23 protein-coding genes are annotated in these 23,050 nt (G+C 65.2%); 10 read left to right on the forward strand and 13 right to left on the reverse strand.

Annotated features, from left to right (window positions below; translation table 11 throughout):
• Window positions 1-80: 80 nt before the first annotated feature.
• Genes EDE08_RS09400 through EDE08_RS09420 form a run of 6 tightly spaced genes read right to left on the reverse strand, consistent with a single transcriptional unit; the run spans window position 81 to window position 5,221 of the window.
• Complete coding sequence (locus EDE08_RS09400; protein ID WP_165935820.1) at window positions 81-896, reverse strand: c-type cytochrome; 816 nt, start codon at window positions 894-896, stop codon at window positions 81-83.
• Window positions 896-2,518, reverse strand: coding sequence for a b(o/a)3-type cytochrome-c oxidase subunit 1 (locus tag EDE08_RS09405; protein ID WP_131868629.1), 1,623 nt, complete (start codon window positions 2,516-2,518; stop codon window positions 896-898). Before EDE08_RS09405 ends, EDE08_RS09400 begins: the two co-directional genes overlap by 1 nt.
• Window positions 2,505-3,071, reverse strand: a complete 567-nt coding sequence (locus tag EDE08_RS09410) for a cupredoxin domain-containing protein (protein WP_131868630.1) — start codon at window positions 3,069-3,071, stop codon at window positions 2,505-2,507. The genes EDE08_RS09405 and EDE08_RS09410 overlap by 14 nt, the downstream gene beginning before the upstream one ends.
• Window positions 3,068-3,244 (reverse strand): hypothetical protein, encoded by a 177-nt coding sequence (locus EDE08_RS38330; protein WP_027542758.1) that lies wholly within the window; start codon window positions 3,242-3,244, stop codon window positions 3,068-3,070. Before EDE08_RS38330 ends, EDE08_RS09410 begins: the two co-directional genes overlap by 4 nt.
• 19 nt (window positions 3,245-3,263) lie before the next feature.
• The gene (locus EDE08_RS09415; protein WP_131868631.1) at window positions 3,264-4,505 is read right to left on the reverse strand and encodes a c-type cytochrome; all 1,242 of its coding nucleotides are present in this window, start codon (window positions 4,503-4,505) and stop codon (window positions 3,264-3,266) included.
• 8 nt (window positions 4,506-4,513) lie between these two features.
• Complete coding sequence (locus tag EDE08_RS09420) at window positions 4,514-5,221, reverse strand: c-type cytochrome (RefSeq protein WP_131868632.1); 708 nt, start codon at window positions 5,219-5,221, stop codon at window positions 4,514-4,516.
• 1,008 nt (window positions 5,222-6,229) lie between these two features.
• Here EDE08_RS09420 and EDE08_RS09440 point away from each other — a divergent pair.
• Window positions 6,230-6,409: a hypothetical protein gene (locus EDE08_RS09440; RefSeq protein WP_061881839.1), complete on the forward strand. Its 180-nt coding sequence runs from the start codon at window positions 6,230-6,232 to the stop codon at window positions 6,407-6,409.
• A gap of 150 nt (window positions 6,410-6,559) precedes the next feature.
• Window positions 6,560-7,336, forward strand: coding sequence for a mechanosensitive ion channel family protein (locus tag EDE08_RS09445; protein WP_131868634.1), 777 nt, complete (start codon window positions 6,560-6,562; stop codon window positions 7,334-7,336).
• 22 nt (window positions 7,337-7,358) lie between these two features.
• Here the strand turns inward: EDE08_RS09445 and EDE08_RS09450 are convergent, their stop codons facing one another.
• On the reverse strand, window positions 7,359-7,967 hold the full coding sequence (locus EDE08_RS09450; RefSeq protein ID WP_131868635.1) for a CinA family protein: 609 nt from the start codon (window positions 7,965-7,967) through the stop codon (window positions 7,359-7,361).
• 3 nt (window positions 7,968-7,970) lie between these two features.
• Window positions 7,971-9,152, reverse strand: coding sequence for a bifunctional 2-C-methyl-D-erythritol 4-phosphate cytidylyltransferase/2-C-methyl-D-erythritol 2,4-cyclodiphosphate synthase (locus EDE08_RS09455; RefSeq protein WP_131868636.1), 1,182 nt, complete (start codon window positions 9,150-9,152; stop codon window positions 7,971-7,973).
• A gap of 278 nt (window positions 9,153-9,430) precedes the next feature.
• Here EDE08_RS09455 and dusB point away from each other — a divergent pair, with 278 nt between their 5' ends.
• Genes dusB through ntrC form a run of 3 tightly spaced genes read left to right on the forward strand, consistent with a single transcriptional unit; the run spans window position 9,431 to window position 13,056 of the window.
• On the forward strand, window positions 9,431-10,432 hold the full coding sequence (gene dusB, locus EDE08_RS09460; protein ID WP_207912952.1) for a tRNA dihydrouridine synthase DusB: 1,002 nt from the start codon (window positions 9,431-9,433) through the stop codon (window positions 10,430-10,432).
• The gene (locus tag EDE08_RS09465; RefSeq protein ID WP_028179545.1) at window positions 10,429-11,604 is read left to right on the forward strand and encodes a two-component system sensor histidine kinase NtrB; all 1,176 of its coding nucleotides are present in this window, start codon (window positions 10,429-10,431) and stop codon (window positions 11,602-11,604) included. The genes dusB and EDE08_RS09465 overlap by 4 nt, the downstream gene beginning before the upstream one ends.
• A 9-nt stretch (window positions 11,605-11,613) precedes the next feature.
• Window positions 11,614-13,056 carry a nitrogen regulation protein NR(I) gene (ntrC, locus tag EDE08_RS09470; protein ID WP_131868637.1) on the forward strand — a complete coding sequence of 481 codons (1,443 nt, stop codon included), beginning with the start codon at window positions 11,614-11,616 and terminating at the stop codon, window positions 13,054-13,056.
• Window positions 13,057-13,224: 168 nt separating this feature from the next.
• On the opposite strand, the gene EDE08_RS38335 is transcribed toward ntrC, so the two are convergent.
• Window positions 13,225-13,371: a hypothetical protein gene (locus tag EDE08_RS38335; protein ID WP_165935819.1), complete on the reverse strand. Its 147-nt coding sequence runs from the start codon at window positions 13,369-13,371 to the stop codon at window positions 13,225-13,227.
• 176 nt (window positions 13,372-13,547) lie between these two features.
• On the opposite strand from EDE08_RS38335, the gene EDE08_RS09475 reads away from it, so the two are divergent.
• The 4 genes from EDE08_RS09475 to hflX all read left to right on the forward strand — a co-directional run bounded on the left by EDE08_RS09475 (window position 13,548) and on the right by hflX (window position 19,288).
• Entirely contained in the window at window positions 13,548-15,950 is a 2,403-nt protein-coding gene (locus EDE08_RS09475) for a sensor histidine kinase NtrY-like (RefSeq protein WP_131868638.1), read from the forward strand.
• 17 nt (window positions 15,951-15,967) lie between these two features.
• Window positions 15,968-17,338 carry a nitrogen assimilation response regulator NtrX gene (ntrX, locus tag EDE08_RS09480; RefSeq protein WP_131868639.1) on the forward strand — a complete coding sequence of 457 codons (1,371 nt, stop codon included), beginning with the start codon at window positions 15,968-15,970 and terminating at the stop codon, window positions 17,336-17,338.
• 310 nt (window positions 17,339-17,648) lie between these two features.
• Window positions 17,649-17,897, forward strand: a complete 249-nt coding sequence (hfq, locus tag EDE08_RS09485) for an RNA chaperone Hfq (protein ID WP_007591126.1) — start codon at window positions 17,649-17,651, stop codon at window positions 17,895-17,897.
• 11 nt (window positions 17,898-17,908) lie between these two features.
• Window positions 17,909-19,288, forward strand: coding sequence for a GTPase HflX (gene hflX, locus EDE08_RS09490; protein WP_165935818.1), 1,380 nt, complete (start codon window positions 17,909-17,911; stop codon window positions 19,286-19,288).
• 210 nt (window positions 19,289-19,498) lie between these two features.
• Here hflX and mazG read toward each other — a convergent pair whose 3' ends face one another.
• A complete protein-coding gene (gene mazG, locus EDE08_RS09495; protein ID WP_131868640.1) occupies window positions 19,499-20,350 on the reverse strand; it encodes a nucleoside triphosphate pyrophosphohydrolase in 852 nt (283 codons plus the stop codon).
• Window positions 20,351-20,476: 126 nt separating this feature from the next.
• Here mazG and queC point away from each other — a divergent pair, with 126 nt between their 5' ends.
• Window positions 20,477-21,190, forward strand: coding sequence for a 7-cyano-7-deazaguanine synthase QueC (gene queC / locus EDE08_RS09500; protein ID WP_131868641.1), 714 nt, complete (start codon window positions 20,477-20,479; stop codon window positions 21,188-21,190).
• Window positions 21,191-21,361: 171 nt separating this feature from the next.
• Here queC and EDE08_RS09505 read toward each other — a convergent pair whose 3' ends face one another.
• From EDE08_RS09505 to nthA, 3 genes are read right to left on the reverse strand one after another with little or no spacing between them, the layout of a single operon-like run.
• On the reverse strand, window positions 21,362-21,739 hold the full coding sequence (locus EDE08_RS09505) for a nitrile hydratase accessory protein (RefSeq protein ID WP_165935817.1): 378 nt from the start codon (window positions 21,737-21,739) through the stop codon (window positions 21,362-21,364).
• Window positions 21,739-22,398, reverse strand: coding sequence for a nitrile hydratase subunit beta (gene nthB, locus EDE08_RS09510; protein WP_131868643.1), 660 nt, complete (start codon window positions 22,396-22,398; stop codon window positions 21,739-21,741). Before nthB ends, EDE08_RS09505 begins: the two co-directional genes overlap by 1 nt.
• Window positions 22,395-23,018: a nitrile hydratase subunit alpha gene (nthA, locus tag EDE08_RS09515; protein WP_131868644.1), complete on the reverse strand. Its 624-nt coding sequence runs from the start codon at window positions 23,016-23,018 to the stop codon at window positions 22,395-22,397. Before nthA ends, nthB begins: the two co-directional genes overlap by 4 nt.
• Window positions 23,019-23,050: the final 32 nt, after the last annotated feature.

Raw genomic sequence — 23,050 nt, forward strand, 5'->3', positions numbered from 1 at the left:
TCCTCACTCGATAGATGGGCCCCGGCTCTGCAGCGCACCGCTGAAGGAGCGCTGCGCTGCGTCCGGGTACGAGACCTTCCTCAGTCCACCGCCTTCACCACGTCCGGCGGCTGCGAGGCGTAGTATGCCGCGGCCTGATCGATCTCCTGCGGCGTCATCGCGCGCGCGATGTTGCGCATCTGCTGGCTGATGTCATTGCGCCGTTCACCGGAGGCGAAGGACTGGAGCTGCGCCTTCATGTAGGCCTCGGACTGCCCCTCCAGCCACGGGCTGCCGATCTTGTTGTCGAGGCTGCCATGGCAGGAGCCGCAGGGCGCGATTCCGCGCATCGGCGCGCCATAGATGACGATGTTGGGTTTCGGCAGCTGCGGCGTCGGGTGGTAGGCCGGCAGCCGCGGCAGATAGGCGTAGTACATCGAGAGATCGGCGATCTCCTGGTCGGTCAGGTTGACCGCAAATGGCGACATCACGGCATTGGTGCGCGCGCCGGAGCGGAAATCGTGCAGCTCCTTGTAGATCACCGCCGCATACTGACCCGCGAGGTTCGGCGAGTCCGCGCGGCTGATGCCGGTCGGGCCGTGGCAGATGGCGCAGCGTTGCGCCAGCGTGGCGCCGCGGCCGATGGCCTCCTGGTTCGGGCGCGCCAGCGTGGAGGAGGTAAGCACGACCTCGGACAGGCGCCCGGTCTGCTCCGGCGCCGCCACGGTCGCCGCCCGCTGCGGCAGTCCGGCGGCGCTGCAGATCGCATCCCAGACATTGGCGAACTGGACCCAGGGCTGGGCGAAAGGCAGCACGATGAAGCCGCCGATCGCAGTCACGATCAGGATCGCGGCGGTGACGCCGACGGCTGCCGTGAAATGCCTGTTGCGGAAGGTGAAGAGGTCGCGCGCGATCATCACTGCGCTCCCACATAGACGGCCGGCACCGAGGTACCCTCGTTCAGCGCCAGCGTTAGGATCGGGTAGCCGTAATTGGTGAGGGTGAGCGCGATCATCAGCCCCACCCACAGCGCGTGGGTGTTGAGCGCGACCGGCACGGTCGCCGGCTGGTGCACGGCCAGCGCGAAGCGATACGGGCCGGCATCAGCCTGCGGTGCGCGCATGCCGCGCGCCAGGATGACCAGGAAGAGGATGCCCGATGCCAGCAGGATGAAGCCGCCGATCGCCGAAAGGGTGACGGAGAGCGCCTGCGGCGCGATCCCGGGATCGCCGAAGTCGAAATAGGCCATGCGGCGCGGCATGCCCAAAATGCCGACCCAGTGCCACGGGAACGTGGTGACCATCATGCCGACGAACCATAGCCAGAGCTGGGTGCGGATCAGCCGGAGATCGATCAACTCGCGGCCGGTCAGATGCGGCCACAGATCATAGGCGATCGCGAAATACATGATCACGATGGCGCCGCCGAAGATCAGGTGGAAATGGCCGGTGATCCACTGCGTGTTGTGGATGGACGCATCGAGTTGATAGCTCATGTTGATGAGGCCACCGGCGCCGCCGAAACCGAGCATGACGAAGGAGAAGGCGAGTGCGAGCATCATCGGATTGTCCCAGGGCAGGGCCCTGATCCAGCCAAACAGGCCGCGCCCGCCGCGCAGGCGCGCGGCGATCTCGACGGACGCGCAGATCGTGAACACCGTCAGGAATGTCGGCAACGTCACCAGCGCCGTGAAGGCCGAATGGATGAACTTGAAGCCGGCACCGACTTGCGGATCGGCAAAGGTGTGGTGCATGCCGATCGGCATCGCCACCACCAGGAACAGGATGAAGGAGATCCGCGCCATGGTGTCGGAATAGAGGCGGCCGCCGATCGCGCGCGGCACGATGGTGTAATAGGCGATGTAGGTCGGCATCAGCCAGAAATAGACGATGGCGTGCAGCGTCCAGGAGAAGAACACGCGAGCGAGGCCAGCATCGATCGTGGCCTTCAGCCCCGCCGCGACGGGAATGATCTGCAGCAACAGCTCGAGCGCGGCACCGACCGCAGTCCAGGCCCACAAATACGAGCCCGCGACGTTGGCGAACATCGCCAGAGGCACCGGCGCGCCGGGATGGGCCTTGCGCCAGACGCGCAGGTTGACGGACATCAGTGCGACCCAGATCCACGAGCCGACCACGACCAGCACGACGCCGAGATAGTAGAAGACGTTGCCGATCAGTGGCGGATAGAAGGTGTAGAGCACCGAGGCGCGGCCCAGCGCGATCGGGATCATCGCCATGATGCTGCCGGCAACGATCAGCCAGAATCCGGCCCAGGCCCAGCGCACGCCGACCAGACGCTGCTCCAGCGCGGACTCAGCTATGGCGTAGCCAAAACCCATCGCGACCAGGGTCGGGAAGACGTAGCCCATCACTGTGCCGTGCGCGGTCAGCGAGCGGTAATAGAGCTCGGGATTGGAGAGCCAGGTGCCGATCGGGCTGCGGATGAACATCTGCCAGGCGCCGAGCGTGAGCGCTATGCCGAACACGGCAAAGGCCAGCCAGAAATGGGCGAGGATGAGCTTCCTATTGACCAACACAGCTCAGCCTCCCGCCACCCTTCGCACGATCGGCGAATTCGGTCTTGTCGATCACCTTGACCTTGCCCCACATGCCCTCGTGGCCGAAACTGCAAAATTCCTGGCAGGGCATCAGATAGTCGCCGGTCCTCGCAAAGCGCATGGGTTGCTCGGAAATGTAGCCCGGCACGAGCATCGTGTTGACGTTGGTGCCCTGGATCAGGATGCCGTGCACGACATCGGCGCTGGTGGCGCGGAGCGTGATGGGCGTGTCCGCGGGCACAAGGATGCAGGCCGGCGTGAAGGAATATTGCTGGCCGATCGCACGCACGGTTACATTGCCGTTGGTTTCCAGCACGCTACCGAGATTGCTTTCGACGAATTCGCCGGAGAGATGCAGCCGCGATGGATCGGTGGTCTCGACGCGCGGCTGCGGCATGGTCGCGCGATGGATGCCGGCAAATGCGGCGAGCAGCGCCATGGCGACGATGATGATCACGGAAATGGTCGCCCAGCGCCGCTCGACGCGGGCCGCGACCTCGGCGCCGTCGTGATGGGATTCCTCTGCGCTCATTGCAGCGAGCCACGTGGCAGGAAGACGAACAGATAGAACGCGAGCCACATCGCGACCACGCAGGCCGTGGCGATGCCCGCGAGCACGATCGCGCCGGACGGGCCTTGCGCGACGACCTCTTCGACGGCCTGGTCGGCGGCGGCTGGACTGGTCGGCGGGTCGGAATTGATCATGGTGGATCCCTGGCGTCTCTCAGTTCAGCGGTGCGGAGCGCAGCTCGTTGGCCTCGCGTGCCGAGACCGGCGTGCCGCGATTGCCCCAGGCGGTGCGGATGTAGGAAACGACGGCGGCGATCTCGTTGTCGGACAGAAGCCCTGCGAAAGGCGGCATTCCGTAGGGCATCGGATTGCCCTTGGTGCCCGGCGGATAGCCGCCATTGAGCACCATGCGGATCGGATTGACTGCCGATTGCATCTCGATCGACTGGTTGTTGGCGAGCGGCGGCCAGTGCGGCGGCTTGCCTTCGCCCTGCGTGCCGTGACAGCTCGCGCAGTGCTTGTCGTAGACGGTCTTGCCGAGGCTGATCAGCAGGCTGCTCTCGGTCGTCGGCAGCGTCGTTCTCGCCGGCGGCGAAGGCGAGGGCTCCGCAATGCTCTTGAGGTATACCGCCATCGCCCTGGTGTCCTCGTCGTTGAGATATTGCAGGCTGTTGTGCACGACCTCGGCCATCGGGCCGTAGACGACGCCGCGCATGGAAACGCCGGTCTGCAGCAGGTCGGTGATGTCCTTGATGCTCCAGTCACCGAGCCCCGCCTCGCGATTTGACGTGAGCGATGGCGCGTACCAGTTCTGCATCGGGATCAGGCCGCCCTTGAAGGCTTCCGATTGCGAGGTGCCGCCGAGCGCGTTGATGGGCGAATGGCACATGCCGCAATGGCCGAGGCCCTCGACAAGGTAGGCGCCGCGATTCCATTCCGCGGATTTCTTCGGATCGGGCTTGAACTCGCCCTCGGTGAAGAACAGCGTGCGCCAGCCGAGGATGAGCTGGCGATTGTCGTAGGGGAAACGCAGCTCGTGCGGCTTGTTCTTCTGGTTCACAGGCTGAATCGAGCGCAGATAGGCGTAGATCGCGTCGCTGTCGGCGCGCGTGACCTTGGTGTAGGACGCGAACGGCATCGCTGGATAGATCAGCCCGCCGTCCGGGAAGCGGCCGCTGTGCATGGTCTTGTAGAAATCGTCGGCGCTCCATTTGCCGATCCCCGTGTCGGGATCCGGCGTGATGTTGGAGGTGTAAAGCGTGCCGAACGGCGTCGGCATGGGCCGGCCGCCGGCGAACAGGCGTCCCTCGGGGGCGGTGTGGCACGCCGTGCAATCGCCGGCCCGGGCGAGATATTCGCCGCGCACGATGACATCGCTGCTCTTGTCTTGCGCGTGCGCAATTGTCGTAAGCGCGACGATGGCAAAGAGCGTGACCGACAGTTTCGAGACCATCATCCGCCTCGTCAGTTGGGCTGGCTGCCGCAGCCGAAGGGCAGGGCATAGGTGCCTTTCGGGACGGGGGCCGGGTTGGCGGGCGCAGGCCGCGTCGCGAGCCAGGCGGCCACGGCCGTCACGTCGGCCTCGGTGAGATGGCCGGCGACGAGCTGCATGCAGTCCGGCGACTTGGCCGTACGGGTGCCGTAGCGCCAAGCGCCGAGCTGTGCGCTGATATAGGCGGCGCGCAAGCCCAACAGCCCGGGGATGCCTGGCTGCATGCCGGTCAGGCCGGGGCCGTGGCAGCTCACGCAGGCCGGAATGTTGCGATTGGCATCACCGCTGGTGGCGAGCTGTTCGCCCTGTGCGAGAACGTCCTTGCTGACCTCGCTCGGCGCCGGCTGCGGCAGCGGCGGATGCTCGTTGGCAAAATACTCCGCCATCGCCTGCAGATACGGATCGGGCAGAAACTCCAGGAGATAATTCATCGGCGGATATTTGCGCCGGCCACTGCGGAAGGCGAGGAGCTGGTTGTAGAGATAGCCGGCCGGCTTGCCCGCCAGGCGCGGGAAATAGACGTCGCTGGTGCCTTCGCCCTTGTTGCCGTGGCAGGGCGTGCAGGCTTCGACCCGCGCCGCCATCGTGTCCGGTGGCTCGTTGGCCGTTTGTGCGGCCGCACCATCAAAAGCGGCCAAGTTGGCAATGGCGATGGCCAGAGCAATGGTGCGAGCGAACACTCTCGTCACCCTCCAAAGAACAGGACCGGTTGATTCCAGATCACAACGTAGCGGAGCATTATTGCGTCAATATGCTCCCGCGCAAGGTAGGGCACGCGTGATGACGTTTGGTCGCGGCCCTCGCATGTGCGATCCCGATCGAATTCGACAAAACTTACGTGCTTTTTGAAAATCTGACACAACCCTGCGCTCTCGCGGCAGTTCCTGCCCGAGCTTTGCTGCATCTCGACACCCTCGTCAGTCAGAGGGCGCAGGGAAGACCAGGTGCCGGCCGGGCACCCACGGTTCACTGTGCGAAGGTTGCGCTACGAGAAGCTGCACAGCGGCATACAGGTGAAGCCAAACATCCGGCCTTCCCTGCGCAGTGGTTTGACGGCTTATGCCGAGCTCTCCCCGGGGAGCGATACACTATTGCCCCCGTCGCCCTGCAGATGACTGATGCGCGAGCCCGGTCGGGCCGCCACATCACCGCAAGACTTGATCGCAAGACTTGGCGCACAGACCCCGGGCGCCAGGACGACACGGTTTTGCCGTACGCAGATCGCACCGGTCGTGCGCGCGAAGACCTGTCGCTCACGGTCGCCCGCCCTGCGAAAGCCTGTCGCGCCGATGCTGCCTGCGCCCACCGCAGCTCATCCCGCGTGTCGTGACGATCGCGATACGCCCCTCTGACCGGGATGAGGTGACGGACGGATACGCCAAATCCGAACTTCGGTAAAGAAGAATATCTTTACGGGCGCGGATTGACCTGCCGGCTGGGTGTCTTGCCCGACAGGCAGCACAAGGGCTGGTAGGGATGGGCTGTCACGCGCAAGCCTTGGGCGCACGATCAAGCAGTCAGACTTCGTGCGGGCCAAGGTGACCCGTGCGGTCCGTGCCAAAAAGTAGAGCAGCGGCGGAACCGCCCTTACCCGCGAGCGGTACACCTGTAAGGGGTGTATTTACTAAGGTATTCAACTAGAATATGAGTCGGGCGCGCGCGGGGGCCTGCGGAGCTGGACGGGACAGATGGCGCGCTGGAAGCAATCGTGGAGCGAGGAAGACCTCAACCGACTCAGGGAGCTCGCAGGCACCAAGCCGATTACGACCATCGCGAGAGAGCTCGGACGGACCACGGGGACGGTGCTTGCGAAGGCGATCGAGCAAAAGCTCCCCGTCATGTGTCGTGTCGAGCGAGCGGCGCAATAACGGGATGCGCGATGAACCTGGAATTCCAGCCGGGTTTCACGTCGCTCGCACCCATGATGCCCCGTCAGGCGCTTGACGATTGGCTAGTCCCGAAAGGGATCATTTTCCGCGACAGCGAGTTCTCAACCGATTGCCTTGGTTGGAGCCGCCATGATCGTCAATTTCGACACGCTGAAAGCCTCGCTCGTTCTCTATGGGCTGAACGCGATCTACGCGATCCTGCTGCTCGCCATCGGTTGGTACCTGTCCACCACGATGCAGCGTTTCGTCACGCGCGTCCTGAGCGTCACGCATCGCGTCGATCCGCTGGTGACGTTGTTCGTGGGCAGCCTTGCGCGCTATGGCGTGCTCGCGGTGGTCGGCATCGCCGTGCTGCAGCTCTTCGGTATCCAGACCGCGAGCCTCGTCGCCGTGCTGGGCGCCACATCTCTCGCCATTGGTCTGGCGTTGCAGGGTACGCTCTCCAATCTCGCTGCCGGCGTGATGCTGCTGTTGTTCCGGCCCTTTCGCATCGGTGACGACGTCGAGGTCGCGGGCAGGGCGGGGAAGGTGAGGTCGCTGTCGCTGTTCATGACCGAACTCGTCGCGGCCGACAACACGCAGATCCTGCTGCCGAACGGACAGGTGTGGGGTGCAGCGATCGTCAACCACAGCGCCTATCCCGGCACGGGCGAGGTCAAGGTGGCGTTTCCGGTTCCGGCCGGCGCCGCTTCGGCGCTGGCCGATCGGATCCTGACGGAGTTGCGCAATGACTCCCGCATGGACGATCAGGCTGCGCCTGCGGTCAACATCTCCAGAGTGGTCGATGTCGCCAATCCGGCGTCGCCGATCGTGGAGTTGACGGTCAGCGCGAAGGCCAAGCCGTCACAGGCGGACGCGGTCAGGCAGTGCGTGCTCGACCACGCCAGCGCGCTGCTCGCGGCGTAGGCGTTTCGGCGGTGCAGGTCTTTCAGCCTCGCGGCGAACGCGGCGGCCTGCGCTTCACCGCATGCCGGCGCGGCGAGCGGGTCACGCGCGGGCGCAGGCGGCTGGCGGCGGTGCGCTGCGGCTTGGCCGCGACTTGCGGGCCGCGGGCGAGCTCCATCAGCATGCGCAGCGCCTCGACCACCGAGCGGGCGCGTACGGCGCTGCGGCCGATCGCGCCAAAACGCTGCTCGCGATGGATGATGCGGCCGTCGCGCGCGGCGGCGGCGAAGTGCACGAGACCGACCGGCTTGCCGGGCGTGGCGCCGCCGGGGCCGGCAATGCCGGTGATGGCGACGGCGAGATCGACATCGGCACGCTCCAGCGCGCCGATCGCCATTGCGGTTGCGGTCTCCTTGCTGACCGCGCCGAAATTCGTCAGCGTGCTTGCCTCGACGCCAAGCATCGCGCGCTTGGCGTCGTTGGAATAGGTGACGAAGCCGCGGTCAATGACGTCAGACGAGCCGGGGATGTCGGTCAGTGCGCCGGCAACCAAGCCGCCGGTGCAGGATTCCGCGGTCGCGATCGTCAGCTTGCGCATCCGGCACAGATCGAGCAGCGAGCGGGAGAGGGCGCGTGCGTCGCTGCCGCCCATGGCCTAGATGCTCCAGGGGAGGCGGATGGTGGCGCTCGCGGTGGCCGCGATGCCTTCCTCACGGCCGGTGAAGCCGAGGCGCTCGCTGGTCGTCGCCTTCACCGCGACGCGGGAGATGTCGACGCCGGAGATCTCGGCGATGCGCGCGCGCATGGTGTCGCGCAAGGGACCGATCTTCGGCCGCTCGCAGATCAGCGTCACCTCGAGATTGGCGACGCGGCCGCCGCGCTGGGCGACGCGCTCGATGGCGTATTTCAGGAACTGGTCGGAGGAGGCGCCCTTCCATTTCGCATCGCTCGGCGGGAAGTGCGAGCCGATGTCGCCGTCGGCGAGCGCGCCGAGGATGGCGTCGACCAGCGCATGCAGGCCGACATCGCCGTCGGAATGGGCCAGGAACCCCTTGGTGTGCGGCACGCGCACGCCGCAGATCATGACATGGTCGCCTTCGCCGAAGGCGTGCACGTCGTAGCCGGTGCCGGTCCTGATGTCGCCGAGCAGGGCAGCCAGGCGTGCTTCCTCGCGCACGAAATCCTCGGGTGTGGTGAGCTTCATATTGGCAACATCGCCCTCAAAGGTTGCGACCGTCAATCCCGCCCATTCGGCAATCGCAGCATCGTCGGTGAAATCAGAGCGCCCGTCCTTCGCCGCGCGACGATGCGCCTCGAGGATGACGTCGAAACGAAAGGATTGCGGCGTCTGCGCGATTCTGAGGCGCGCCCGGTCCGGCGTGTCCTCGACATTGCCGCCCTCGCCGGTGAGCTTGATGGTATCGGTGACGGGCACGACCGGGATCGCAGCGCCGGCGCGGCCCGCCGCTTCGATCGCGCGCGAGATCACGCCTGCCGAGACGAAGGGGCGGGCGGCGTCGTGGATCAGCACGATGTCCGGCTTGTGCTTCGCCAGTGCTTCGAGGCCGGCGAGCACTGAGGCCTGCCGGGTGGCGCCGCCATTGGTCGGCGGCTCGTGCCTTAGCCCTGTGACCGCTGCGGTGAACATAGCGCTGTCGTCGGGGTTCACCACCGGCTGCACCGCAAATACCTCCGGGTGCCGGCTGAACGCCTCCATGGCGCGGTAGATCACCGGCACACCGCCAATCTCGCGATATTGCTTGGGCCCGCCGGCGCCCGCACGCAGTCCACGCCCGGCTGCGACGAGAACGACCGCGGTGCGCTGTGATTTCGCCATAGGACTCAATTACTCAGTTGCTCATCAAGGAGTCGGGGAGGGGATTGCCGGCATGCCTCTAGCACGGCAGGCCCGCAAAAAAAGGGGGTTTCCCCGGATTGTGGGAAACAGCATTTTGCTGCACTGCACTTGAAAGATCTGCAGAACTGTCTAAACTGTAGGCATGACGCTTGACTGCACAAGAATTGTGCGCAAGATAGATCATGGCAGGCGCGATGAAGCCCTGCACAGTCAACGAGACCCCTGTGACCGGCTCGGCAGTATCCGGCTCTAAGCCGTTGAAAATAGGTGATATTGATATCGCCACCCCGGTCTTCCTGGCACCAATGTCGGGTGTGACTGACTCGCCCGTCCGCCGGCTGGCCGCCGAACTTGGGGCGGGTCTCGTCGTGTCCGAAATGACCGCGAGCGATGAGCTCGCCAATGGCCACCGGATGTCCCGGTTGCGCTGCGAAGCCACCGGCATCGGCCCGCATGTGGTCCAGCTCGCCGGCTGCGAGACGCGCTGGATGGCCGAAGGCGCCCGGATCGCCGAAGCCGAAGGCGCCGATATCATCGACATCAACATGGGCTGTCCGGCCCGCCACGTCACCGGCGGCCAGTCCGGCTCGGCCTTGATGCGCGACCTCGACCATGCCGTCAGCCTGATCGATGCGACGATCGCCGCGGTGAAGGTGCCGGTGACGCTGAAGATGCGGCTCGGCTGGGACGAGCGCACTCGCAACGCGCCGGAGCTGGCGCGGTGCGCGGAAGCCGCCGGCGTCAAGCTGGTCACTGTCCACGGCCGGACCCGCAGCCAATTCTACAAGGGCGAGGCCGATTGGGATGCGATCCGCGCCGTGCGCGAGGCCGTCTCGATCCCGCTCGTCGTCAATGGCGACATTACGTCTTACGAGAAGGCGCTCGCAGCATTGGAGGCCTCAGGCGCCGACGCCGTGATGATCGGCCGCGGCGCGCAGGGCCAGCCCTGGCTGCCCGGTCAGATCGGCCGCCGCCTGCGGGGCGGGGCCGAGGAAGCGATGCCCTCGCTCGAAACGCAGCTGCATTATGTCCGCACGCTCTATGACGGCGTCTGCGCGCTCTATGGCCTGCGCATCGGACTGAGGCATGCCCGCAAGCATCTGAGCTGGGCACTCGACGTCGCGGCGCAGGCGAGCCGTGCGCCGGCGGAGAAGCTGAAATCCTGGCGCCAGAAGATCCTGGTCTCGGAGGATCCGCGCCTCGTTCACAAGTCACTGCAAGACGCCTTCGACGACTTCGCATGGAGCGCTGCTGCATGAGCTCAGCCGCTGAACATCGTCGGCCGCTTCAGTCCGACAGCGACGCGATCCTGGACGCCTTGCCCAACCCCGTGCTCATGATCGGGCCGGACGGCAAGATCGTCGCCGCCAATATCGCGACCGAAGCCTTCTTCGAGATCTCGACGCAGTTCCTGAAGCGGCAGTCGTTGAAGGAGCTGGTGCCTTTCGGCAGCCCCTTGCTGGCGCTGATCGACCAGGTGCGCTCGTCGAATTCGCCGGTCAACGAATACAAGGTCGATCTCGGCACGCCGCGCATGGGCGGCGACCGCCAGGTCGATCTGCACGTGGCCCCTCTCACGGAGCGGCCCGGCCATATCGTGGTGATGCTCCAGGAGCGCAGCATTGCCGACAAGATGGACCGCCAGCTCACCCATCGCAGCGCCGCGCGCTCGGTGATCGCGCTCGCCGCGATGCTGGCGCACGAGATCAAGAATCCGCTGTCCGGCATCCGCGGCGCCGCGCAGCTCCTGGAACAGCAGGCCTCGTCCGAGGACCGCATGCTGACGCGGTTGATCTGCGACGAGGCCGACCGCATCGTGACGCTGGTCGACCGCATGGAGGTGTTCGGCGACGAGCGTCCCGTGGTGCGCGGCCCCGTCAACATCCATTCGGTGCTCGACCATGTGAAGCGGCTGGCGCAGTCGGGCTTTGCCCGCAACATCCGCTTCGTAGAGGATTACGATCCCTCGCTGCCGCCGGTGCTGGCGAACCAGGATCAGCTGATTCAGGTGTTCCTCAACCTCGTGAAGAACGCCGCCGAAGCCCTGATCGACGTTCCCGACGCCGAGATCCAGCTCACCACCGCGTTCCGCCCCGGCGTGCGCCTGTCAGTCCCCGGTCAAAAATCCAGGGTATCCCTGCCGCTGGAATTCTGCGTGAAGGACAACGGACCAGGCGTGCCGGACGATCTTCTGCCCAATCTGTTCGATCCCTTCGTGACCACCAAGCAGACCGGCTCGGGTCTCGGCCTGGCGCTGGTCGCCAAGATCGTCGGCGATCACGGGGGCATCATCGAATGCGAATCTCAGCCGCGCAAGACCACCTTCCGCGTGCTGATGCCGATGTATTCCACATCGGTGAAACATGCCGATCAAAGCAGTCGCGCCGACTCTGCCGGGAAGTCGTCGCCTGCGTCACAGGGGGCAAAATGAGGATCAACGATGCCCGCAGGTAGCATTCTCGTAGCCGATGACGATACCGCCATCCGCACCGTTCTCAATCAGGCACTGTCCCGCGCCGGTTACGAGGTGCGGCTGACCGGCAATGCCGCAACGCTGTGGCGCTGGGTCAGCCAGGGCGAGGGCGATCTCGTCATCACCGACGTGGTGATGCCGGACGAGAACGCCTTCGACCTGCTGCCGCGTATCAAGAAGATGCGGCCGAATCTGCCCGTCATCGTCATGAGCGCGCAGAACACCTTCATGACCGCGATCCGCGCTTCCGAGCGCGGCGCCTACGAATATCTGCCGAAGCCCTTCGACCTCAAGGAGCTGATCGCCATCGTCGGCCGCGCGCTCGCCGAGCCGAAGGAGCGGACCTCGTCGCCGGACGAGGACGCCGAGATGGAGGCGATCCCGCTGGTCGGCCGCTCGCCGGCGATGCAGGAAATCTACCGCGTGCTGGCGCGCCTGATGCAGACCGACCTCACCGTGATGATCACGGGCGAGTCCGGCACCGGCAAGGAACTGGTGGCGCGGGCGCTGCACGATTACGGCAAGCGCCGCAACGGCCCGTTCGTTGCAGTCAACATGGCGGCGATTCCACGCGATCTCATCGAGTCCGAATTGTTCGGGCACGAGCGCGGTGCCTTCACCGGCGCGAACACTCGCGCCTCCGGCCGGTTCGAGCAGGCCGAGGGCGGCACGCTGTTCCTGGATGAGATCGGCGACATGCCGATGGAGGCGCAGACCCGCCTGCTGCGCGTGTTGCAGCAGGGCGAATACACGACGGTCGGCGGCCGCACGCCGATCAAGACCGACGTGCGCATCGTCGCGGCCTCCAACAAGGATCTGCGTGTCCTGATCCAGCAGGGCCTGTTCCGCGAAGATCTGTTCTTCCGCCTCAATGTCGTGCCGTTGCGGCTGCCGCCCTTGCGCGAGCGCATCGAGGATCTGCCGGATCTCGTGCGGCACTTCTTCACGCTGGCCGAGAAGGACGGGCTGCCGCCGAAGAAGCTCGACTCGCTGGCGCTGGAGCGGCTGAAGCAGCACCGCTGGCCCGGCAACGTGCGCGAGCTGGAAAATCTCGCCCGGCGCCTTGCCGCCCTCTATCCGCAGGACGTGATCACGGCCTCCGTCATCGACGGCGAGCTTGCGCCGCCCTCGGTCAGTCCGGGCGCCGCGGTCCAGCAGGGTGTCGACAATCTCGGCGGCGCGGTGGAGGCGTATCTGTCCTCGCACTTCCAGGGCTTTCCGAACGGCGTGCCGCCGCCCGGCCTCTATCACCGCATCCTCAAGGAGATCGAGGTGCCGCTGCTCACGGCCGCGCTCGCCGCCACCCGCGGCAACCAGATCCGTGCGGCCGACCTGCTCGGCCTCAACCGCAATACGCTTCGCAAGAAGATCCGGGATCTCGACATCCAGGTGTATCGGAGCGGGGGCTAGTCTCTCGAAGCGGCCGGTGGCTCAGCTCCCCCTACCAAGGCAGAGCTGAGCCTGTCCGGATCGCGCTGGCCGTTGTGGCTGACGCGGTGAGCAGAAGTCCCGACGGGACTGCAATGTTCCGCTCGCACATTCAAATTGATCGTTCCAGCCGCAACGCGGCCATCACATCTATCTGACCGGTCCGCCGGGTGCTGGCACCACGCTCGCGAGATTCAGGAGAGGCTGCTGAAGACCGAGGCCGTTGACCAAGAGGTCGGCGGCCACGATCAGCAGCAGAACGGCCGAAACCATCGTCGCGAGAAAGATCCTATCCATGCGGATCAAGCCGGGATGGTGGGAATCCGTTCCGCCCAGGCAGCATGTGCCTGTGGATTGTGCGGGTCCGCCATGGCGGACGCGCCGCGGAATTGTCGCAATTCGGCAACAATGTGGTACGAATACATCAGTATCCGCGCATCCGCGGGCCCGTTTTCATCACCACCATTGCCGGAATGACCAGCGCAGATACCTCGGCCGCACACTTTGACACGGCCCCAGCGGAAGAGCCCCGGCGTTGGTCGGTGCGACGCTGGCTGGCACCCTTTGCCGTCGCGCTGGCGCTGCTGTCGGCCCTCCTGACCTTCCTGGTCTTGACGGGTCTGAGCACGATCGAGCCGACGCCCGGGGTGGTCCGCACATTCTATCTGATCAATGCCGCCACGATCCTGCTGCTGGTCGGGATCATCATCCGGGAACTCTGGCAGCTGATCCTGGCGCGGCGGCGGGGCAGGGCGGCGGCGCGCCTCCATGTCCAGATCGTCAGCCTGTTCTCGATCGTGGCGGTGCTGCCGGCGGTGCTGGTCTCCGTCGTTGCCAACGTCACCATCGAGCGCGGCCTCGACCGGTTGTTCTCCGGCCCGACCAGGGAGGTGATCCAGAACTCGCTGACGATCGCGCGGGCCTATATGCAGGACCACGCGCAGCTGATCCGCGGCGACATTCTCGGCATGGCCAACGATATCGCGCACGCAAGGCCGCTCTACGACCAGGATCGCCGCTCGTTCCGGGAGATGCTGACGGCGAGCGCCGCCTCGCGCAATTTGCCGGGCGCGATGATCATCGACAAGAACACCAATATCCTTGAATCCGCTGACACAGGCATGCGGCTGGCTTATTCGCCGCCCGCGCCGGACTTCCTCAGCAACGTCAACGAGAACGAACCCGAGATCGCGGTCCTCCCGGACGCGAGCTTCGTCGCCGCGGTGATCCGGCTGCGCGCCTTCAACGACACCTTCCTCTATGTCGCCCGTCCGCTCGATCCGAACGTCGTTAATCAGCTCAAGCAGACCGAAGTCAGCGTCGCCGAATATGCCCAGATCGAGTCCCGGCGGCTCGGCATCCAGGTTGCCTTCGCGCTGATGTTCGCGGTGATCGCGCTGACCATTCTGATGGCGTCGGTGCTGATCGGCCTCAACTTCGCCAACTCGCTGGTCTCACCGATCCGGCGGCTGATGAACGCGGCCCAGACGGTCTCGACCGGCGACCTCCATGTCCAAGTGCCCGTGCATCAGTCGGAAGGCGATCTCGCCCAGCTGGGCGAGACTTTCAACAAGATGACGCAGGAATTGCGCAGCCAGCGCGACGAACTGGTCAATGCCAGCGACCTCATCGACAGCCGCCGCCGTTTCATCGAGGCCGTGCTGTCCTCGGCGAGTGCCGGCATCATCGGCGTCGATACTTCCGGCAGCGTCGGCATCCTCAACCGCTCGGCCGAGAAGCTGATCGGGCACTCCGAAGCGGAGACGCTGGGCCATCCGCTCTCGGACGTGCTGCCCGAGCTCGACGAGATGATGAAGACGGCGCGGGAAGGGACCCAGCGCCTGGTGCAGGGGCAGATCACCATCACCCGGGACGGTGCCGAGCGCAACCTGTCGGTCCGCGTCAGCGCCGAGAAGAACCAGCCGCACGACAGCTACATCATCACGCTCGACGACATCACCGAGCTCGTCTCGGCACAGCGGACCTCGGCCTGGGGCGACGTGGCGCGCCGCATCGCCCACGAGATCAAGAACCCGCTGACGCCGATCCAGCTCTCCGCCGAGCGCATCCGCCGCAAGTTCGGCAAGTCCATCACCGAGGTCAAGGACAAGCAGATATTCGACCAGTGCACCGACACCATCGTGCGCCAGGTCGACGACATCAGGCGCATGGTCGACGAGTTCTCGCGTTTTGCGCGGATGCCCAAACCGGTGATGGAAGGCGAGGACGTCGCCGACACCGTGCGTCAGGCGGTGTTCCTGATGAAGGTCGCCCATCCCGAAATCGATATCGAGGCCGAGTTCAAGGACGATCCGCTCCGCGCCCAGTTCGACCGGCGGCTGATCTCCCAGGCGGTCACCAATATCGTCAAGAACGCCACCGAGGCGATCGAGCAGGTTCCCCCCGAGGAGCTCGGCAAAGGCCGAATCGACGTCGTGGTGTCGCGCGAGGGCGACGACGTGCTGATCGACGTCATCGACAACGGTATCGGCCTGCCCAAGGTCGCGCGCTCGCGCCTGCTCGAGCCGTACGTCACCACGCGTGCCAAGGGCACGGGCCTGGGGCTGGCCATCGTCGGCCGCGTGCTGGAGGACCATGGCGGCCGGATCGAGCTGAAGGACGCCTCCGACTTCCGCGAAGGCCAGCGCGGCGCCTGGATGCGGATGCGCTTTGCAATCTCGGGGCAACCCGCGAAATCCGGGGGCGCCGAGCCAGCGCCCAACGAAGCAATCAAGCCGGAAAACAAGGCAGCGGTCACGGATTCCGTGAACAAATCCAGCAGCGAGCTGGAAACAAAAGAGCCGCCTGCCGGAACCAAAGAGCCGGCTGAAAAGACCAATGAATCAACGAAAATCGAAGCCTCAACGGGCAGCTGACAACACAGGCGCGATCCATGGCAAGTGAAATTCTGATTGTCGATGATGAGGCCGATATTCGGGATCTCGTTGCGGGCATTCTCGAAGACGAGGGCTTCGTGACCCGGACCGCACGCGACAGCGATACGGCGCTCGCCGAGATTGCCAATCGGCGGCCGCATCTCGTGTTTCTCGACATTTGGCTGCAAGGCTCCAAGCTCGACGGCTTGCAGCTGCTGGAGCAGGTCAAGAAGGACAATGCCGATCTGCCGGTCGTGATGATCTCCGGCCACGGCAACATCGAGACCGCGGTCGCCGCGATCAAGCGCGGCGCCTACGATTTCATCGAGAAGCCGTTCAAGGCTGACCGGCTGATCCTGGTCGCGACCAGAGCGCTGGAGAACTCGCGCCTCAAGCGCGAGGTCAAGGAGCTGAAGCAGCTCGCGCCGAGCGCGAGCCAGCTCGTTGGCCGCTCGCCCAGCATGAACCAGCTGCGCCAGACCATCGAGCGCGCGGCGAAGGCCAACAGCCGCATCCTGATCGTCGGCCCCGCCGGCGCCGGCAAGGAATTGACCGCTCGCACGCTGCATACGGCCTCGGGCCGTGCCGACGGCCCCTTCGTGGTGATCAACGCGGCGGCGATCACGCCCGAGCGCATGGAGCACGAGCTGTTCGGCATCGAGCAGTCCAATGGCGAGCAGCCGCGCAAGCCCGGTGCGCTTGAGGAAGCCCATGGCGGCACGCTGTTCATCGACGAAATCGCCGACATGCCGCGCGAGACCCAGAACAAGATCCTGCGCGTGCTGGTGGAGCAGTCGTTTCAGCGCGTCGGCGGCACCGCCAGGGTGCAGGTCGATGTGCGCATCATCTCCTCGACCGCGCGCAACCTGGAAGAGGAGATCGCGGCCGGCCGTTTCCGCGAGGACCTCTACCACCGGCTCTCGGTGGTGCCGATCCGCGTGCCCGCGCTGTCGGAGCGGCGCGAGGACATTCCGGAATTGATCGACTATTTCATGGAGCAGATTTCCGCCGGCAGCGGCCTTCCCAAGCGCCAGATCGGGCAGGACGCGATGGCGGTGCTGCAATCCCATGTTTGGCCTGGCAATGTGCGTCAGCTCCGCAATAACGTCGAGAGGGTGATGATTCTCGCGGCAGGGGGGCCGGAGGTCATCATCACGGCCGACATGTTGCCGCAGGACGTCGGCTCGATGGTGCCGGCGATGCCGACCAGCAACAATGGCGAGCACATCATGGGCTTGCCGCTGCGTGAGGCGCGCGAAGTGTTCGAGCGCGACTATCTAATTGCGCAAATCAGCCGTTTTTCAGGAAATATTTCCCGTACGGCCGAGTTCGTTGGCATGGAACGCTCGGCGCTGCATCGGAAGCTGAAAGCGCTCGGCGTCGGCTAGTGCGATTTCGAGCGGAGTGGAGACCGGTTCGCGTCGAGAAGAAGCGTCAAAACAACAATCTAGCCCGCGACCTTGCGGCCATGCGTCAGGAGTAAGCGAGTAAGATCATCGATTTCCGTAGTTTTCCGGGACAATAGGGCGCGGCCTGCCGCGTGAAGCGGCTTGCCTAATATCCCGACCTGTCCTCTAATCGAACCGCTGTTCCTTCCGAGGGGGATCTCATGAGGGACAGCAACCGGGAGAGGCCCCGAACGTCACAAGAGGGCCGCAACCGGCGCAATAAAAAGAAACTCAAAGCGAGAAAAAAACAATGGCGGCAGACCGCGCACAAAACCTACAGGACACATTCCTTAATCACGTTCGCAAAACCAAGACGCCACTGACGATCTTTCTGGTCAACGGAGTGAAGCTCCAGGGCATCGTGACCTGGTTCGACAATTTCTGTTTGCTGCTGCGGCGCGACGGTCACTCGCAGCTGGTCTACAAGCATGCGATCTCGACCATCATGCCGGGCGCACCGATCCAGTTGTTCGAAGGCGGCGAGGATCAGCCGGCTTGAGAGTGATCTGATTGGAACCCCGGAGTTTCGACGGGGATGCCGACCGTCCGCGGTCGGCAGGGGCCAATACGGGGCGGGTGCTGGTCATCGGCCCCTATTTGCGAGTGCGCGCCGGCAGTGCCGACACGCAATCGGAAAGTCACGTCCAACGCGACGCCGAGGCCCGGCTTGATGAAGCCACGGGCCTCGCGCGTGCGATCGATCTCGTCGTTGCCGACGCCATCATCGCGCCGATCAACCAGATCCGGCCAGCGACCTATGTCGGCAAGGGCAAGGTCGAAGAGATCGCCGGGCTGGTCAAGAGCCTCGATGTCGAGCTCGTGGTGATGGATTGCGCGCTGGCGCCGATCCAGCAGCGCAATCTCGAAAAGGAGCTGCACGCCAAGGTGCTCGATCGGACCGGGCTCATTCTGGAAATCTTCGGCCGCCGCGCCAAGACCAGGGAGGGCTCGCTCCAGGTCGAGCTTGCGCATCTCAACTACCAGCGCTCGCGCCTGGTGCGCTCATGGACCCATCTCGAACGCCAGCGCGGCGGTTTCGGCTTCATGGGCGGTCCTGGCGAGACGCAGATCGAGGCGGACCGCCGCCTGATTCAGGAGCGCATCTCCAAGCTCGAGAGCGAGTTGAAAAAGGTGCAGGCGACGCGGCGTCTGCATCGCGCCGGCCGCCAGCGCGTACCGTATCGCGTCGTCGCGCTGGTCGGCTACACCAACGCCGGCAAGTCGACGCTGTTCAACCGCCTGACCCGCGCCGACGTGCAGGCGGCCGACATGCTGTTTGCGACGCTCGACCCCACCTTGCGCGCGCTCAACCTGCCGCATGGCGGCAAGGCGATGCTGTCCGACACCGTCGGCTTCATCTCCAACCTGCCGACCCAGCTCGTCGCCGCCTTCCGTGCCACGCTGGAGGAGGTGCTGGAGGCCGACGTCATCCTGCATGTCCGCGACATCTCGCACGAGGACGCCGAAGCGCAGCAGAGCGACGTCGACGCGGTGCTGCGTCAGCTCGGCATCAACCCTGATGATAGTGGCCGCATTATCGAAGTCTGGAACAAGATCGATCGGTACGATGCCGAGCAACGCGAAGAGCTGCTGAACATCGCCGCGCGCAGGCCGGAGGATCATCCGGCGATGCTGGTCTCCGCCGTGTCAGGCGAGGGTATCGATCCACTGCTCGCCGCGATCGAGGAACGCCTCGCCGCCAAGCGCACCACGCTCGATCTCTCCGTCGACGCCTCGGACGGTGCCGGCATCAGCTGGCTGCATCGCAACGCCGAGGTCCTGTCGAAGGAGCTGCACGACGGCCGCTTCGACATGACCGTGCGGGTGGACGAGACCAAGCGGGATATCGTTGTGAACAGGTTCGACGCCGTGCCGCATCACGCGACGTAGGTCCCGCCTCGTGAATTGCACCAATTGCGTCCTCAACAGCGATGTCGTCCCGGACAAGCGTAAGCGCAGATCAGGGACCCATAGCCACAGGACGCCGTTTGGCGGAAGGCTCGTGGTTATCAGATTGCCGCTACAACCGCTCCCTGGGGTTATGGGTCCCGGATCTGCGCGCGCTTGAGGCGCGCTTGTCCGGGACGACAGTGAAGTTAGTTAGCCGCGAGCTTGATTCCGCTTCTCTGGTGCTGTCTCCTCACCCTTCGCCGCATCCCACAGCGCGTCCATCTCCGCCAGCGACGCCTGCTCGAGCGTGCGGCCCTGCGCCTTCAGCGCGCGTTCAATGAAGGCGAAGCGCCGCTCGAATTTCGCATTGGTCGCGCGGAGTGCGCTTTCCGGATCGGCGTCGACATGGCGGGCGAGGTTGACGAGGGCAAACATCAGGTCGCCGGTCTCTTCCGCAATCTCCTGCTTGTCGTTGCGGTCCAATGCCGCCTCGATCTCGTCGGCTTCCTCACGGATCTTTTGCAGCACCGCGCGCGGGTCGTTCCAGTCGAAGCCGACGGTGGAGGCCTTGCGCTGCAGCTCCATCGCGCGCGTCAGCGCCGGCTGGCCGGCCTTCACGCCTGACAGCAGCGATTTGTGCGACGGCGCTTCTTCCGGCGGCCGGCGTGCTGCGCGTTCGGCTTTCTCCTCCGCCTTGATGCGGTCCCAGACCTCCTTGACGTGCGAGGAGGCGAGATTGCCGTCCTTGTCGGCAAAGACGTGGGGATGGCGGCGGATCATCTTGCGGGTGATGGCTTCGACGACGTCACCAAAATCGAACGCGTTCTGCTCGGAAGCCATCTGGGCGTGGTACACGACCTGGAGCAGGAGATCGCCGAGCTCCTCTCTGAGATCGTCGAGGTCACCGCGGGCGATGGCGTCGACCACCTCATAGGCTTCCTCGATCGTGTAGGGCGCGATCGTCGCAAAATCCTGCTCGAGGTCCCAGGGGCAACCGGTGACCGGCGTGCGCAGCGCCGCCATGATCTCGATCAGGCGGGAAATGTCGCGGGAAGGGGTCATTGCGGGGCAGTCTCCTGGCTCCGCAACGTTATGCCAAAACCCGGCCGGCGTTCCCAGCCCGGTACGGTGGAACAGGCCGATTTCCACCGATTGGCGAGCAGGTCGCGCAATGCTAAAGCGCGGGCCATGAGTGACGCATTTTCCTCCGAGACCGCGCTGGTGCTGTTCTCCGGCGGCCAGGATTCCACCACCTGCCTCGCCTGGGCGCTGAGCCGATTTGCCCGCGTGGAGACGCTGGGGTTCGACTACGGCCAGCGCCACGCCATCGAGCTTGCCTGCCGCGAGCGGTTATTCGACGGCGTCAAGGGGCTGCGTGCGGATTGGGCCGCAAGGCTCGGCGAGAGCCACACGCTGTCGATCCCGACGCTGGCGGCCGTGTCCGAGACCGCTCTGACACGCGACGTCGCGATCGCGATGGGGGCCGACGGCCTACCCAATACGTTCGTGCCCGGCCGCAACCTCGTCTTCCTGACCTTCGCCGCGGCGCTGGCCTATCGACGCGGGATCAGCCACATCGTCGGCGGCATGTGCGAGACCGACTATTCCGGCTATCCCGATTGCCGCGACGAGACCATCCGCGCCATGCAGGCCGCGCTCTCACTCGGCATGGCCAGGAAGTTCGAGCTGCATACGCCCTTGATGTGGATCGACAAGGCCGCGACCTGGAAGCTCGCGCACGATCTCGGCGGCGAGGGGCTCGTCGACCTCATCCGCGAGCACTCGCACACCTGCTATCTCGGCGAACGCGGCGCGCAGCACGATTGGGGCCATGGTTGCGGCGAGTGCCCGGCATGCAGTTTGCGGGCGAAGGGATGGGCGGAGTATGTGGCGAGGCGCTGAGGCTCGCCGTACTCCTCTGTTCGTGCCCCGGACGCAGCGCAGCGCTCCTTCAGCGGTGCGCTGCAGAGCCGGGGCCCATGCTTCGTAACGTATCGTGTCGCTGGCTGGGTCCCGGTTCTGCGCCGCAACGCTAGCGCGTTGCAGCTTGTCCGGGACACGCGCGTGCGCAAGCTACCCGAAATCCTCCGGCCGCAGCTCGATCGGCTTGCCGTGCGGCGTGCGATCGGCGGCGTGGTCCCAGGCGGCGCGATAGCGGTGCAGGGTTTCGACCGATGCGACGCCCTTGCGGGCCACGAGGCCTTCCAGCGTCGCCAGCCAGTGCAGGTAGTAGGTCTCGCCCGTATCAGGATCGCCCGCCGCTTGCGCGCGCTTGATCTCGTCGGCGAGTGCGGCGGCCCATTCGGGCCAAGTGAACACGCCGCGCTCGTGCAAGGTCAGCGCCATGGCAAAGGCATGCGCCTCCCAGGGCGCGCGGAAGACCGGGCCGTCGTCGTCGCGGGGAATGCTCGGTATGGCCGCCGTGGCGGCCGCAGCAAGCGGCGTGCTCATCACGCCGGGTCCAGATAGGGCTCGAATGCATCGATCGAGACGGTTGTGGTCGGATCAGCGTCGGGGCCCCAGAGCTCGCGGCTCTCGAACACCACGGTGTAGAGCCATTGCGGATTCTCGCCGCGCTCCATCGCCGCCGTGTCAGGAAAAACGTGGCAGCCATGGTTCAGCTCGACAACGCCGACATGGCCGCGCACATAGCGCGGCAGCCTTGTGTGCGTGGTCGGATGGATGTTCTTCGCGCGCACGCGGTCGCCGATGTTGAATTTCGCCGGCGCCGGGGCAGGGCGGTCGAACTTGCCGCGCACCATGATGCGTTCGACGTTCGCGAGATCGAACTTGCCGTGCTTGAGCGCCCTTGCGGGCTGTATCGCATGGCCGGCGGCGACTTCCTCCCTGGTGAGGTAGCCCTTGTCGATCAGCATCTCCTCGAGACCGAGGAACCATTTCTTGTAGTAGGAGCTCGCGAGATAGACGTGCGGCGGCAGCGTTTCGCGGTAGAAGCGCGAGGTATCGATGTTGAAGGCGCCGGCCGCGCCCATCGCGCGTACCATGGCAAGGACACGCGCTTCCCAATCCGCGTGAAACATCGGCTCGTTGGGCTCGGGCTCGACCTTGCCGAACCCGTCCATGCCGCCCATGTCGTGCACGCCGTTCATGACGGGGCTCCAGGCTTCCGCGGAAAGCCGGTGCCGATCATGGAGTCGCGGGTGACGAGTTCGGCGAGTTGCTCCTCGGTCCAGCCCTCCGTGCCTGCAGGGCGCATCGGCAGCACCAGGAAGCGCGTCTCGGCGGTCGAATCCCACACCCGGATCTCCATGTCCTTGGGCAGGGTGACGTCGAAATCGGCGAGCACGCCGCGCGGATCCTTCACGGCGCGGGAGCGATAGGGCGCAGCCTTGTACCAGACCGGCGGCAGTCCCAGCATTTCCCAGGGGTAGCAGGAGCACAGCGTGCACACGACCATGTTGTGTCGCTCAGGCGTGTTCTCGACCACGACCAGATGGTCGCCGACGCGGCTGACATGTCCGAGCGTTCCGATCGCCTTGCTGCCGTCCTCCAGCAGTGCCTTCTTGAACGCCGGATCGGTCCAGGCCTTGGCGACGACGCGCGCGCCGTTATGAGGTCCGATCCTGGTCTCGTAGGCCTGGATGATGGCATCGAGCGCGGCCGGCTCGACATAGCCTTTTTCGGTCAGGATCGTCTCGAGCGCGCGCACGCGCAGCTCGGTCTCCGAGAGCTCGGAATGATCGTGGTGATGGTCGTGATCGTGGCTCATGGCGGCAAAGATATGCGCAATGGCCCAGGCCT

Source organism: Bradyrhizobium sp. R2.2-H (assembly GCF_004346455.1).
Taxonomy (GTDB): domain Bacteria; phylum Pseudomonadota; class Alphaproteobacteria; order Rhizobiales; family Xanthobacteraceae; genus Bradyrhizobium; species Bradyrhizobium diversitatis.